Below are 12479 nucleotides of genomic sequence, written 5' to 3'. Positions count from 1 at the left end.
TGAGCGGGTACCAGCGGCGCCGTCAGCGACGCTAGCGGCCCGCTCACCACCTGGTGGGGTGTCCGGGGAAATGCGCCCTATGCCACACCCTGTCGGGAAGGTGGGGAATCAGCGCCGGTAGTTGCGGCCGTGGAGGAGCGTGACCAGCTGCAGGACGCGGGCCATGTCCTTGTCGGTCCGGGTGAAGGAGGTCAGGTTCGTCGGCAGGGCGAAGCGCTGGCGGGTGATGGCCTTGGGACGGGCGAACTCGCGCAGCCCGTCGGCGCCGTGGATGCGCCCGAACCCGGACTCGCCGACGCCGCCGAACGGCAGCGCCGCCACGGTGGCGAACGCGGCGAAGGCGTTGATGGAGGTCATGCCCGAGCGCATGCGGCGGGCCAGCTCCATGGCGCGGCCCCGGTTCCGGGAGAAGATCGTCCCGGCCAGGCCGTAGCCGGTGCGGTTGGCCTTGTCCAGGGCCTCCTCCAGGTCCGCGACCCGGTGCACGGTGATCGTCGGGCCGAACGTCTCCTCGCAGACGGCGGCCGAGTCGTCCGGCACGTCGGTGAGGACGACCGGCTCCACGTACGGCTTGCGCACCGACTCGGGCCCGCCGACGACGGCCCGGCCGCCCTTGTCGAGGGCGTCCTTGATGTGGCGTTCGATGATGTCGAGCTGGGCGGGCATGGTGATCGGGCCGTAGGCGGCCTCGCGGTCGAACCCGGGGCGCAGATCGCGGGCCTTCTCGGTGAGCTTGGCCAGGAACGCGTCGTAGGCGCCGTCCACGACGTAGATGCGCTCGACGCCGATGCAGGTCTGGCCCGCGTTGGACATCGCGCCCCACAGCGCGGCGTCGGCGGCGGCGTCCAGGTCGGCGTCGGCGTCGACGATGCAGGCGTCCTTGCCGCCGCACTCGGCCACGATGGGCGTGAGGTTCTCTGCGCAGGCCGCCATCACCTTCTTGGCGGTGCGGGCGGACCCGGTGAAGGCGATCTTGTCGACGCCGGGGGAGGAGGCCAGCGCGGCGCCCGTCTCGCCCAGCCCGGTGACGACCTGCAGCACCGGCTGCTCGGGGATCACCGCGGCGACCAGCTCGGCCAGCAGCACGCCCACGCCCGGGGTGAACTCCGACGGCTTGAACACCACGGCGTTGCCCGCGGCCAGGGCGTAGGCGATCGAGCCCATCGGGGTGAAGATCGGGTAGTTCCACGGGCCGATCACGCCGACCACGCCCAGCGGCTGGTACTCCAGGACGCACTTGTGGTTCAGCGCGATCATGCCGGGGAACACGGTGCGCGGCCCGAGCACCTTGTCGGCGTTGCGGGCGGCCCAGTCCAGATGCGTGATCGCCATGATCGTCTCGAGCTGGGCGTCCTGCAGCGGCTTGCCGGTCTCGTTGTGGATCAGCTCGGCCATCCGGTTCAGGTTGCGGGTGAGCGAGCCCTTGACGTTCAGCAGCCGCACCCGGCGCTCGCGGCGGCCCAGCGCCGCCCACCACTCGGCCGCCTCCCGGGCCCGGCGCACCGCCTCCTCGACCGCGGCGCGGTCGTGGACGGGATGCTCGGCGACGACCTCGCCGGTCGCCGGGTTCAGCGAGGCGAACGTCGCGCTGCTCTGCGTGTCCACGGACATCGGAACCTCCCGGGGGCTCGGCCGCGGTAGTAAGCGGTCGCTTTCGTTACCGACTAGTCAACCACTGGACCGACGATACGGCTCCGGCGGGATCGCACGTGGCGAGAAACGCGCGCACCGCCGGACGGGTATACGACTACCAGCCGGGCGCCCCCCGCCCACCTCCAGGGCGCCTCGTGCCGCAACTCCCCGCAACTCCTCGGAAGGGGGCGCCCCGTGCTTGCGCCTGTGCTGACCGGCAAGTGGCCCGCCGTCCGGGCGGCGGTCGAGAACGTCGGCGACCAGTTCGCCGACCTGCTGCTGTCCGTACCGCCCGGGGCGATGGCCACCGCCGACTGGACCGTCGCCGACACCGCCGCGCACGTCGTCGGGATCTCCGGCAAGTACGCGGCGATGCTGCGTTCGCCCGCCGGCCCCGGCTTCGACCCCGAGTTCACCGCCGTGCTCAACGCCACGACGGTCGACACCGTGGTCGACTTCAACGAGGTCCTGCTGACCCACGTCGGCGAACGCGACCCCCGCGCCCTGGCCGGGCGGCTGCGCGACGACATCGCCGAGATGCTGCGCGTCAGCGCCGCCATGGACCCGGGCGAGCCGATCGACTGGCTCGGCGCCTCCCGCGTCCCCGCCGCGGGCCTGCTGGCCCACCTGGTCAACGAACTGCAGATCCACGGACGCGACATCGCCCGCGCCACCGGCGCCTCCTGGCCGGTGTCGCGGGCGGACGCCGCGCTGTTCTTCGAGCTGTTCCTGCTGGGCGTGACGACCTACGGCTACGGCCGCCTGCTCGACCGCGACGGCCCCGAACGCGCCGGACGCATCGCCGTGGAGTTCCGCTCCCGCCACACCGCGCCCGCCGCGATGATCCTGACCGACGGGTTCGTGACGGCCGAACGGCCTCCCGGCCGCGACATCGACGTCCGGCTGTTCTTCGACCCGGTCGTGCTCAACCTCATGCTGTTCGGCCGGCTCAGCCGGGTCCGCGCGGCTCTGACCGGAGGCCTCACCGTCCGGGGCGGCCGCCGTCCCTGGCTGCTGCCCGCCTTCATGAGTAAGGTCCGCCTGCCCTCGTGACCGTCCCCTGGGGTTCGCATCGGTGAAGATGCCGCGGCCGGGACCCGGTGTGACCATGAGTCTGTCCGGCCCGTGCAGCCTTCAGGAGGGGCGATGCCGACCGTTCTCGGTTCCTTTCGCAGGACCGTGCTGGCCCCGTCGATGGCCGACGTCACCTTCGCCAAACGAGGATTCCCCGGCGCGGGGGCCGAGGCCGCGCCGCACCTGGAGGCCATCCCCCAGTCGGTGGTCTGCGGGTTCGAATGGGGCATCGAGGGACGCGGCGAATGGGAGCTGGAACGGCTGCTCAGCCTGACCGACCCGGAGCTGCGGGGCTTCGCCTACGAGGGCGCCACCATGGCCTGCACCGTCCTGGACGTCATGCCCGGCCGGCGCCGCGACCGCACCAGGCGCCTGCTCACCGGGCCGGGGGAGCGGCACATCTTCCTGGCCTACATCGGCATCGGGTTCGCGATGGCGCGGCTGCCGAGGGCGCTGTGGGGCAAGGTGATCCCCGACCTGCCCGGATCGGCGTACTACCCGGCGATGACCTGGCTGGCCGTCGACGGCTACGGGTTCGACCGCGCCTACTTCGACACCGCGCGCTGGGTGGACCGCCAGGAGATCCCCGCCGCCTACCCCTGGCAGGGCTTCCCCGACTACTTCCCCCGCGCCTTGGACCAGGGCGTCGGGCGCGCCCTGTGGTTCATCCACGCCGCGCGGGTGCCCGACGTGGCAGCCGCGGTGCGGAGCTTCGCCGCGTCCCGCCGGGCGGACCTGTGGAGCGGGGTGGGCCTGGCCGCCGCCTTCGCCGGCGGCTGCGGACGCGAGGAGTTCGACGCGCTGGCGCGGGAGGCGGGCGACCACCGTCCCGAGCTGGCCCAGGGCGCGGTGTTCGCGGCCAAGGCGCGCTCGTACGCCGGTTTCGTGCCGTGGCACACCGGGGCCGCGATCGAGGCCATGGCGGGCATGCCCGTGCAGGGCGCCGTCGACCTGGCCGACCGCTCCGCCGTCGACTCCGACGGGGGCGGCCCCGTCCCGGCCTACGAGCTGTGGCGCCGCAACGTCCAGGCGCACTTCGCCTCCACCAGGCAGTCCACCGGCGCCTGAGAACCCGGGGCGCGGCGGGAACAATCCCGGACGGCCGGCAGTTACACTCTTCGTGGCCGGTGTGCCTGGTGTCCCCGGGCCTCACCTATCGCCTTCGCGGAATACCGGGTCGGTGTTCCCCGCTCCGGCGGGGCGGCATCGATCGCTTGGAGCCGCGTTGTGCCTTTCGCCGAGAGGCGACCCGCACACCGGTACCAACGTGGGGAGGGCCCCACGGGACGACCTCCCGTGGGGCCCTTTCCGCGTCCGCGGGGCACCGCTCACCCGCGGGTTCCGGCCGCGGGTTCCCTGAGATGGGCGGGATCGACGGGCTCGTCGGGCAGGAGCACCGTCAGCGTCGTGCCCTCGCCGGGGGCGCTGCGGATGGAGACCGTGCCGCCCAGGGTCTCGGCGCGTCGGTGCAGGCCGGCAAGGCCGAAGTGCTCGCCGGTGCCCAAATCGGGCTGGACGACGTGGTCGGGGTCGAAGCCCACGCCGTCGTCGGTCACCGTGAGCCGGGCCGCGGCCTCGTCGAAGGCCAGCCGCACCGTCACCGCGCGGGCGCAGGCGTGCCTGCGGACGTTCGCCAGAGCCTCCTGCGCGGCGCGCAGCAGCACCACGTCGGCGGCGGGGGACAGCGGACGCGGCTCCCCCTCGATCCGGTACGTCGCGTCGACGCGGGTCTCCTCGCCGAACGTGGCGGTCAGGCGGCGCAGCGCCTCGGCGACCGGGGCGGCGTCCAGCGCCACCGGCGGGCGCGCCGCGATCAGCGCCCGGGCCTCGGCCAGGTTGTCGCGCGCGGTGCGGATCGCCGGCTCGACGGCGGCGCGCATCGGATCGTCCGGCGGCAGCCGCCGCTCGGCCGCCTGCAGCAGCGTCAGGATGGTCAGGAAGCCCTGCGCGAGCGTGTCGTGGATCTCGGTGGTCAGCCGCTCGCGCTCGGCGGCGGCCCCGGCGGCGTGCGACAGCCGCGCCACCTCGGCCTGGCTGGAGCGCAGCCGCTCGATCAGCCGGGCCCGCTCGCGGCTCTCGGTGATGATCCGGTCGATCCAGGAGCCGAAGAACACCGCGGAGATCGTGCCGAGCACGCCGATCGCCGCCATGATCACGATGACCGACGACTCGTGCCGGTAGCGCAGCAGCGCGGCCAGCGGCACCATGTTCGCCACCATCGCGGCCGTGCACGCCCGCCGCAGCGACAGCATCTGGAAGCAGTGCGGGACGAGCGCGAACGCCGCGTACCAGCTCGTCCCGGCCACGAACGACGCCGTGCCGAACAGCGCCAGCGCGCCGCCCAGGTAGCCGTAGGCGTGGCGGGTGTCGTCGACGCCGGCGCGGACGGCGCGGTGCCCCAGCGTCAGGTAGAGCGGCACGATCGCCGACAGCAGCACCGACGCGGCGAACGGGTGGTCGGACGCCGCCGGCATCACGAACGTGAGGGTGATCGTGCCCGCCAGCACGACCAGCGTGTAGGCGTCCCACACGGGCAGGCGCTGCCAGGCGTGCGGCCCGTCGGCGTCCATGGCGGCGTCCATGGCGGCATCCACGGCAGCGGGGGGCGTGACGGCGGGCATCGCCGCCTGGGCGCCGTCGCTCATGCGTCCAGTATGTCGGCAGTCACTGACACAATCACCGCGGGGGCGTCGATCGCCGCCCGGCGGGGCCGCACGGCTCAGCCGCGCCAGACCTGGAACAGGTCGTGGCCCAGCTTGATCGGGAAGTTGTCCACCGGGATCGCCACCTCGAACGGGAACTCGCCCAGCCCCATCGCGTCGGTGATGTGGTAGATCAGGCCGAAGAACTCCCGGTTGACCGCCGGAATCCACAGCAGCGCGATCAGCGCCAGGAACACGTACCCGCCGTACGCGCCGACGCGCTCCACCCACGCCCGCGGCAGGTACGGCTCGACGATCCCGAAGCCGTCCAGCCCGGGGATCGGCAGCAGGTTGAGCAGCGCCGCGGTCACCTGGAGGAACGCCAGGAACGCCAGCGCCGACCAGAACACCGCGTGCCCCCGGTCGGCCAGGCTGACGAACGCCACCGCCAGCAGCGCCGCGAACAGCACGTTGGCCAGCGGGCCCGCCGCCGAGATCAGGCTGTGCCGCAGCCGCCCCCGGATCGCGCCGCGGTCGATCCACACCGCGCCGCCGGGCAGGCCGATCCCGCCGAGCAGGATGAACAGCAGCGGGATCGCGAAGCTCAGCGTCACGTCGGCGTACCTGAACGGGTTGAGGGTCAGGTAACCGCGGGTGGCCACGCCGTGGTCGCCGGACCGGTGCGCCAGGTAGGCGTGCCCGAACTCGTGCAGGCACAGCGACACCACCCAGCCCGCCAGCACGAACCCGAACACGGCGAACCGCGCGGCCGTCTCCATGGACGTGCCGTACCGCCAGGCGACCAGGCCGCACGCGACGGTGACCGCCACGATCACGAGGAACACCGGACTCGGCTGAACCGCCGAGCGTCCGCGCTGGTACACCGTCCCCATCCTCCGGGTCCCTCCCGTTCGGCGGGCGCCCCCGCGCCCCGATCCTGCCTGTCGACTGTGCCCGGCCCCGTCCTCAGGGCCCGGCGATGACCGGAACCACGTACGTGCGCAGGAACCGGCGGGTGTCCTCGTCGTCGCGGTCGCGGTCCATGACGATCAGCGAGGTGATGACGCGGAAGAGGAACTCCACCGTGCCCTCCACCTCGATGTCGGCCCGCAGCATGCCGCCGCGCTGCGCCCGCTCGAAGTAGGGGCGCACGTAGTCGCAGCACAGGGCCAGCACCTGTTCGACGGCCCCGGCCACCGCGGCCTGCATGTGCCCGGCCGCCTCCGGGGCCAGGAACCGGCCGATCGTCGGCTCGGCGCGCACGAACGCCACCGCGTCCATGGTGCCCGCCACGACCGCCTCGGGCACCGACCGCTGCCGCCGCAGCCGCTCGGCCAGCCCGTCCAGGAAGCGCCGCAGGTTGCGCAGCAGCACGGCCAGGATCAGCTCGTCCCGCCCGCCGGTGACGCTGCGGTACACCGTCGCCCTGCTCAGCCCCGCCGCGGTCGCGATGTGCTCCACCGTCGTCTTGGCGACGCCGAGACGGGCGAAGCACTCCTCGGCCGCGTCGATGATGCGCTCGCGCGTGGCGTCGGCGGTGGGCGGGGGCATGACTTGAAGGTTACCGGCCGTCCGCACCACGCCCGGCGGCCGCGCTGAGCGCTCGCGGCGGTGCGGCGTGCGGCTCCGGTGGGGCGGGCCGGAGCCCGGCGGTTCGGCGCGTGGCGGCGTCAGTCCAGGGTGTATTCCAGCGACCAGCTGTGGCCGCCGCCCGACTCGACGCTGATCTGCCCGTGGCCGCGGATCCCGGACAGCTCGCCGGTGCCCGAGGTCGGCACGATCAGCCAGCGCAGCCACTGCGTGGCGGGCGTGCCGTCCTCGCTGCCCGCGCTGTGCTGCAGGACGAACGTGCCCTCCCGGCCGTGGAGGATGCCCGTGACCGTCTCGATCCCCACGTACGCGGCGGGGCCCGCGGCCGTCTCCACGGTGATCAGGTCGGCGGTGCTGGTGCCCACCAGGTCGCCGTGGAAGGTCTTGCGCACCCGCACCCGCGTCAGCGTGGTGCCGTCGTGCTTGGCGTACGGCTCGCCGGCCTCCCAGGCGTCGATGTCGAACGTGCCGCTGGCATGTGAGGTCATGCACGTCATCATGCCCGTGGACGGCCGCGGCGGGGGCCGGACACCGGACGCGACACGGGTCAGAACAGGGTGCCCTCGTGCTCGATGCCGCGCAGCGCGTCGTAGTCGAGCGTCACGCAGTCGATGCCGCGGTCGGCGGCCAGCACCCGCGCCTGCGGCCTGATCTCCTGTGCCGCGAAGATGCCGCGCACCGGGGCCAGGTGCGGGTCGCGGTTGAGCAGCTCCAGGTAGCGGGTGAGCTGTTCCACCCCGTCGATCTCGCCGCGCCGCTTGATCTCCACGGCCACGGTGGCGCCGCCGTCGTCCCGGCACAGGATGTCCACCGGCCCGATCGCGGTCGGGTACTCGCGGCGGATCAGCGTCCACCCGTCGCCGAGCGTGGTGATGTGCTCGGCCAGCAGCTCCTGCAGGTGGGCCTCGACGCCGTCCTTCTGCAGCCCCGGGTCGAGCCCCAGCTCGTGGCTGGAGTCGTGCAGGATCTCCTCGATGGTGAGGATGAGCCGCTCGCCGGACTTGCCGTGGGTGACGGTCCACCGGGCGATCGCGCCGTTGTCCTCGTACGGCTCCTCGCGGAGCGTACAGGGCGGATTCATCCAGTTGAGGGGCTTGTAGGCGCGATCGTCGGCGTGGATGCTCACGCTCCCGTCGGCCTTGATGAGCACCAGCCGGGGCGCCATCGGCAGATGGGCGGTGAGCTTGCCGACGTAATCGACACTGCAACGAGCGATGACCAGACGCACGCGGCCTAACCTTAGTGACTCCGATGACAGGGTTGCGTCCTATGAGCGACATCGAGATTCGCGGGGCCGTGGCGTCCGACGACCGCGCCCTGGCCGAACTGGACCGCCGCACCTGGTCCCCGGCGCACGCGGTGATGCCCCAACCCGCTCCCGGCACGCCGTTCTTCGACGCGGCCCATCCCGCGGACGACGTGCTCGTGGCCGAACGCGCGGGCAGGGTCGTCGGCTATGTCCGCCTGGTGCGCGCCTACAGGGATCTGGCCTCGGCCGAACACGTGCGGCAGATCCAGGGCCTGGCCGTGGACCCGGACGAACGGCGCCGTGGCGTGGCCAGGGCACTGGTCGACGCCGCCTGCGCCCGGGCGGCACAGGAGGGCGCGAGGCGCGTCACGTTGCGCGTGCTGGCCGGCAACGGCGCGGCGCGGCGGCTGTACGAGGCGGCGGGTTTCGCCGTCGAAGGCGTGCTGCCGGGCGAGTTCTTCCTGGACGGCCGCTACGTCGACGACGTCCTGATGGGCCGGTCGCTGCCGTGAGGCCCGGGCAGGGTGACGCGCGCCACTCCCCGGACGTGGCGGCCCGAACCCGCAGGCAGGGGACGGGCTTACCGGTGCTCTTGACCGAAGCGGGCGTCCTGTCAAGCCTGGAATTCTCGGACGGGCCTGTTTAGCGTCACGGGGTGTGGGTGCTCATCACACGCGGTGAAAGGAACCCCGTCCATGTCTCTTGACGTGTCCCCCGAGCTTCTCGAGACCGCGCGGCGCGGCGAGGTCGACGACAAGGCGTTCGTCGACTGCGTGCGCACGTCCCTCCCCTACGCCTGGGAAATGATCAGCGGGCTGGTGGCCCGGTTGCAGGTGGACGGCGGGGACTTCGCCGACAACCAGACCCCGCCGCCCGACGAGAAGGCCCGCGGCCAGCTGCTGCGCGTGCTGGCCAGCGACGCCATGCGCGGGGCGCTCGAACGGTACTTCGGCGTCAAGCTGGCCTTCCAGAACTGCCACCGGGTCGCGGTCTTCCCCACGGACGAGTCGGTGGCCTACCGCCGTTTCGTCACGGCCCGTGAGCAGATCCTCAACCAGTCCCCGGAACTGCGCGACTGCTGACCGGCGCGCCACAGGGCCCGGCCCGTCCCACGGACGGGCCGGGCCCTCGTCATGCGGGCGGTCGCCTCGCGCACGGGTGGGCGGCTGTCACGTGGGCGGGGCGGGCTCACACCGACAGGGCGGCGCGGGCCTTGGGGAGGACGTCGGTTCCCAGCCGCGCGATGTTCGCCAGGGTGGCCTCCCGGGAACCGGCCGCCTCCACCAGCAGGATGAGATGCCGGATACCGGTGCGTTCCACCGTCGTGACGAGCGCCTCCACGCAGTCGTCGGGGGAGCCGACCGGATGCAGATCGCACAGGTGACGCGTGTAGGCCGGCGCGTCACGCTCGGGGCGGGGCCGGTCGTCCACGGGCACGTACCCCTCCAACCCGGGGCCGAGCCAGCGCGGCATCTCCCGCAGCAGCGTGTCCACCGCGTCCGCGCGGGTGTCGGCCACCTGGGCGAGGTGCGTGGAGACGTGCGGGGCGTCGGCGTCGCCATGACGGGCCACGGCGGCGGCCTTCTCCTCGTCACCGACGTGCATCCCCAGCAGCATGGGCAGCCCGCGGGCGGCGGCCATGGACTCGGTGGCCGGTGACGTGCAGGCCACCGCCACCGGGGGCGGCTCAGGCGCGCGCGGCACCACCGGCACCTCACGGAACCGGAAGTGCTCGCCCTCCCACGCCACACGCTCGGAACGCAGCCAGGCCAGCAGCAGGTCGAGCGCCTCGGCGAACCCCTCCTCGTAACGCGGCAGGCCCGTGCCGAACACCTCCAGGTCGCGCCAGGGGCCGCCGCGTCCCACGCCCAGACGGAACCGTCCTCCCGACACCAGCGACAGCAGCGCCGCCTGCTCGGCCAACGCCACCGGATGCTGGGTGGACAGCACGCTCACGGCCGTGCCCACGTGCACGCGCGACGTCAGCCCCAGCAGATGCCCCGCCAGGGTCACCGCCGACGGCACGACGCCGTAGGACATGAAGTGGTGCTCGGCCAGCCACACGTCGTCGAAACCGGCGCGTTCGGCGGCGACGGCGGCCTCGACCGTACGGGCGAGGGCCGCCGCGTCGTCCTGGCCGGGATAGCGGGCGGCGAGCAGGAACACGCCGAAGCGCACGCGCGGGTCGCACCCCGGCGTGGCGCGGCGGGACGGTTCTGGGAGACTTCGGGCCATGACTGGTGGTTCGTTCGGCAAGGTCGGGGTCGTGGGGCTGGGCACCATGGGCGCGGGCATCGCGGAGGTCCTGGCCCGTGGCGGTCTGGCGGTCGTCGGGATCGAGGTGGGCCCGGAGGCCCTGGAACGGGGACGCGGACATCTTGAGTCCTCCACCGGGCGCGCCGTCAAGCGGGGCCGCCTCACCGAGGAGGCGCGGCGCGAGATCCTCGGGCGCGTCGCGCTGTCCACCGAGTTCGCCGACCTGGGCGACTGCGACCTGGTCATCGAGGCCGTGCCGGAACGGCTGGACCTCAAGCGCCGCGTGTTCGCCGAGCTGGACCGGGTGTGCCGGGACGACGCGGTGCTGGCCACCAACACCTCCTCGCTGTCGGTCACCGAGATCGCGGCGGCCACCGCGCGTCCCGCCCAGGTCGTCGGGGTGCACTTCTTCAACCCGGCGCCGGTGATGAAGCTCGTGGAGGTCATCCGCACCGTGCTCACCGACCCGGCGGCGGTGACGCGCGTGGCCGAGCTGGTGTCCGGGCTCGGCAAGACGCCGGTGACGATCGGCGACCGCGCCGGGTTCGTCGCCAACCGGCTGCTGTTCGGCTACCTCAACCAGGCCACGTCCATGCTGGAGAACGGGCACGCCACACGCGACGACATCGACACCGCGATGACCGAGGGCGCCGGGCTGCCGATGGGCCCGTTCACTCTCATGGACCTCATCGGCCTCGACACCTGCCTGGAGGTGCTGGAGGCCGTCCACGCCGAGTCCCGCGACCGGCGGCACGCCCCCTCACCGCTGCTGCGCGAGCTGGTCACCGCCGGGCTGCTGGGCCGCAAGACCGGTCGCGGCTTCTACGACCACGGCGCCGCGCCCGCCTCCGGTGGGGAGCCGTCCGAGGCGACGCCGCCGGTGGTGGGCGTCGCGGGCACCGATCCGTCCGCCCTCGCCGTCGCCGCCGCGTGCGCGCGTGCGGGCGGCCGGGTGCGCGTGACGGCCGACGGTGAGAGCGGCGTGCGCGCGCTGCTGGACGGCGCCGACGCGCTCGCGCGGGTCGAGACCGGCGCCCCGGCGTCGTTCGCCGACTGCGACCTGATCGTCGCCGACGCCTCCGCGCCGCTCGCCGCCCTCGGCGAGGCCGCCGGACCGGACGCCGTGCTGGCCGTCGCGTCCGCCACCGGGCCCGTCGTCGAGCACGCCACCGCCACCGGACGCCCCGGCGACACGGTCGGCCTGCACCTGCCCGAGCCCGGCGGCACGCTGGTGGAGATCGCCACGACCGTGCTGACCGCGCCCGGCGCGGCCGACCGCGCCGCCGCCCTGGTCGCCGCGCTCGGCCTGACCGCGGTGCGGTGCCGCGACCGGGCCGGGTTCATCGTGGACGCCCTGCGCTTCCCCTACCTCAACGACGCCGCCGCCATGCTCGCGGCGGGCTACGCCGACGCCGACTCCATCGACGCCGCGATGACCCTCGGCTGCGGCTACCCCGCGGGCCCGATCGCCGACCTCGACCGGCTCGGCCTCGACCGCGCCGTGACGGTGCTGCGCGCCCTGTACGCCGAGACCCGCGAGGCCGCGCTGGCGCCGTCCCCGCTGCTGGAGGAGCACGTCAGGGCGGGACGACGGACCCTGCGGTGATCCCCCCTCACCGGCCGAACCCGCCCATATCCTGGACGCCATGAGCCCCCGGAAGAACCGCCGTGCCACCCCCGGACGCCCCCAGGGCAGGGGCGGCGGCGACGGTCCCTTCCTGGGCCTCGGCCGCCACGTCGAGGAGTCCGGCGACGGCGAGTGGATCGTGCAGGCCGTCGCCGGGGCCAACGCCGTCAAGGCGTACCGCTGCCCCGGCTGCGACCAGCTCATCCAGCCCGGCGTGCCGCACCTGGTCGCCTGGCCCGCCGACGAACGCGGCGGCGCCGACGACCGGCGGCACTGGCACCGGCCGTGCTGGCAGGCCCGGGATCGGCGCGGCCCCCGCCTGCACCGCGGCCGGGGCGCCCCCCGGTACTGACGCCGCCGAGCCGCCCGAAGCGGCATTAGTTCACACACGGGCGGCCGGTGGCGGCCA

At 73.7% G+C, this 12479-nt stretch carries 13 protein-coding genes; 6 read left to right on the top strand and 7 right to left on the bottom strand.

The features are described 5' to 3' along the window. Window positions 1–108: 108 nt before the first annotated feature. A complete protein-coding gene (locus ABD811_RS38105) occupies window positions 109–1611 on the bottom strand; it encodes an aldehyde dehydrogenase family protein (RefSeq protein ID WP_344957544.1) in 1503 nt (500 codons plus the stop codon). Window positions 1612–1827: 216 nt separating this feature from the next. Between ABD811_RS38105 and ABD811_RS38100 the strand changes: the two genes are divergently transcribed. Both ABD811_RS38100 and ABD811_RS38095 read left to right on the top strand, forming a co-directional pair. Continuing rightward, on the top strand, window positions 1828–2685 hold the full coding sequence (locus tag ABD811_RS38100; protein WP_344957542.1) for a maleylpyruvate isomerase N-terminal domain-containing protein: 858 nt from the start codon (window positions 1828–1830) through the stop codon (window positions 2683–2685). Window positions 2686–2778: 93 nt separating this feature from the next. Continuing rightward, complete coding sequence (locus ABD811_RS38095; protein WP_344957540.1) at window positions 2779–3774, top strand: DUF1702 family protein; 996 nt, start codon at window positions 2779–2781, stop codon at window positions 3772–3774. A 260-nt stretch (window positions 3775–4034) separates the two neighbouring features. Here ABD811_RS38095 and ABD811_RS38090 read toward each other — a convergent pair whose 3' ends face one another. The 5 genes from ABD811_RS38090 to nucS all read right to left on the bottom strand — a co-directional run bounded on the left by ABD811_RS38090 (window position 4035) and on the right by nucS (window position 8166). Further along, complete coding sequence (locus ABD811_RS38090) at window positions 4035–5351, bottom strand: sensor histidine kinase (RefSeq protein WP_344957538.1); 1317 nt, start codon at window positions 5349–5351, stop codon at window positions 4035–4037. Between the two features lie 74 nt (window positions 5352–5425). After that, entirely contained in the window at window positions 5426–6241 is an 816-nt protein-coding gene (locus tag ABD811_RS38085; protein WP_344957536.1) for a site-2 protease family protein, read from the bottom strand. A gap of 73 nt (window positions 6242–6314) precedes the next feature. Then, window positions 6315–6899 carry a TetR/AcrR family transcriptional regulator gene (locus tag ABD811_RS38080; RefSeq protein WP_344957534.1) on the bottom strand — a complete coding sequence of 195 codons (585 nt, stop codon included), beginning with the start codon at window positions 6897–6899 and terminating at the stop codon, window positions 6315–6317. Between the two features lie 119 nt (window positions 6900–7018). After that, window positions 7019–7426 carry a DUF3224 domain-containing protein gene (locus ABD811_RS38075; protein WP_344957532.1) on the bottom strand — a complete coding sequence of 136 codons (408 nt, stop codon included), beginning with the start codon at window positions 7424–7426 and terminating at the stop codon, window positions 7019–7021. A gap of 59 nt (window positions 7427–7485) precedes the next feature. Continuing rightward, window positions 7486–8166 carry an endonuclease NucS gene (gene nucS / locus ABD811_RS38070; RefSeq protein WP_344957530.1) on the bottom strand — a complete coding sequence of 227 codons (681 nt, stop codon included), beginning with the start codon at window positions 8164–8166 and terminating at the stop codon, window positions 7486–7488. A gap of 41 nt (window positions 8167–8207) precedes the next feature. Between nucS and ABD811_RS38065 the strand changes: the two genes are divergently transcribed. Together ABD811_RS38065 and ABD811_RS38060 are read left to right on the top strand one after the other, a co-directional pair. Further along, window positions 8208–8699, top strand: coding sequence for a GNAT family N-acetyltransferase (locus tag ABD811_RS38065; protein WP_344957528.1), 492 nt, complete (start codon window positions 8208–8210; stop codon window positions 8697–8699). 183 nt (window positions 8700–8882) lie between these two features. Beyond that, a complete protein-coding gene (locus ABD811_RS38060) occupies window positions 8883–9269 on the top strand; it encodes an SCO5389 family protein (RefSeq protein WP_344957526.1) in 387 nt (128 codons plus the stop codon). Window positions 9270–9375: 106 nt separating this feature from the next. Here the strand turns inward: ABD811_RS38060 and ABD811_RS38055 are convergent, their stop codons facing one another. Further along, window positions 9376–10365, bottom strand: a complete 990-nt coding sequence (locus ABD811_RS38055) for an LLM class flavin-dependent oxidoreductase (protein ID WP_344957524.1) — start codon at window positions 10363–10365, stop codon at window positions 9376–9378. 55 nt (window positions 10366–10420) lie between these two features. Here ABD811_RS38055 and ABD811_RS38050 point away from each other — a divergent pair, with 55 nt between their 5' ends. Together ABD811_RS38050 and ABD811_RS38045 are read left to right on the top strand one after the other, a co-directional pair. Beyond that, window positions 10421–12049: a 3-hydroxyacyl-CoA dehydrogenase family protein gene (locus ABD811_RS38050; protein WP_344957522.1), complete on the top strand. Its 1629-nt coding sequence runs from the start codon at window positions 10421–10423 to the stop codon at window positions 12047–12049. 40 nt (window positions 12050–12089) lie between these two features. Then, on the top strand, window positions 12090–12422 hold the full coding sequence (locus tag ABD811_RS38045) for an ATP/GTP-binding protein (protein WP_344957520.1): 333 nt from the start codon (window positions 12090–12092) through the stop codon (window positions 12420–12422). Window positions 12423–12479 lie beyond the last annotated feature (57 nt).

The organism is Actinomadura miaoliensis (assembly GCF_039536785.1).
GTDB classification, from domain to species: Bacteria; Actinomycetota; Actinomycetes; order Streptosporangiales; family Streptosporangiaceae; genus Spirillospora; species Spirillospora miaoliensis.
The sequence above is the reverse complement of the archived record's forward strand: the minus strand, read 5'-3'. Positions and strand labels throughout refer to the sequence as shown.

Excerpts from the sequence above, each read along its gene's own strand:
- ABD811_RS38105 (WP_344957544.1), bottom strand. The coding sequence starts at position 1,611 with ATGTCCGTGGACACGCAGAGCAGCGCGACGTTCGCCTCGCTGAACCCG.
- ABD811_RS38095 (WP_344957540.1), top strand. The coding sequence starts at position 2,779 with ATGCCGACCGTTCTCGGTTCCTTTCGCAGGACCGTGCTGGCCCCGTCG.
- ABD811_RS38090 (WP_344957538.1), bottom strand. The coding sequence starts at position 5,351 with ATGAGCGACGGCGCCCAGGCGGCGATGCCCGCCGTCACGCCCCCCGCT.
- ABD811_RS38085 (WP_344957536.1), bottom strand. The coding sequence starts at position 6,241 with ATGGGGACGGTGTACCAGCGCGGACGCTCGGCGGTTCAGCCGAGTCCG.
- ABD811_RS38080 (WP_344957534.1), bottom strand. The coding sequence starts at position 6,899 with ATGCCCCCGCCCACCGCCGACGCCACGCGCGAGCGCATCATCGACGCG.
- ABD811_RS38075 (WP_344957532.1), bottom strand. The coding sequence starts at position 7,426 with ATGACCTCACATGCCAGCGGCACGTTCGACATCGACGCCTGGGAGGCC.
- ABD811_RS38065 (WP_344957528.1), top strand. The coding sequence starts at position 8,208 with ATGAGCGACATCGAGATTCGCGGGGCCGTGGCGTCCGACGACCGCGCC.
- ABD811_RS38060 (WP_344957526.1), top strand. The coding sequence starts at position 8,883 with ATGTCTCTTGACGTGTCCCCCGAGCTTCTCGAGACCGCGCGGCGCGGC.
- ABD811_RS38050 (WP_344957522.1), top strand. The coding sequence starts at position 10,421 with ATGACTGGTGGTTCGTTCGGCAAGGTCGGGGTCGTGGGGCTGGGCACC.
- ABD811_RS38045 (WP_344957520.1), top strand. The coding sequence starts at position 12,090 with ATGAGCCCCCGGAAGAACCGCCGTGCCACCCCCGGACGCCCCCAGGGC.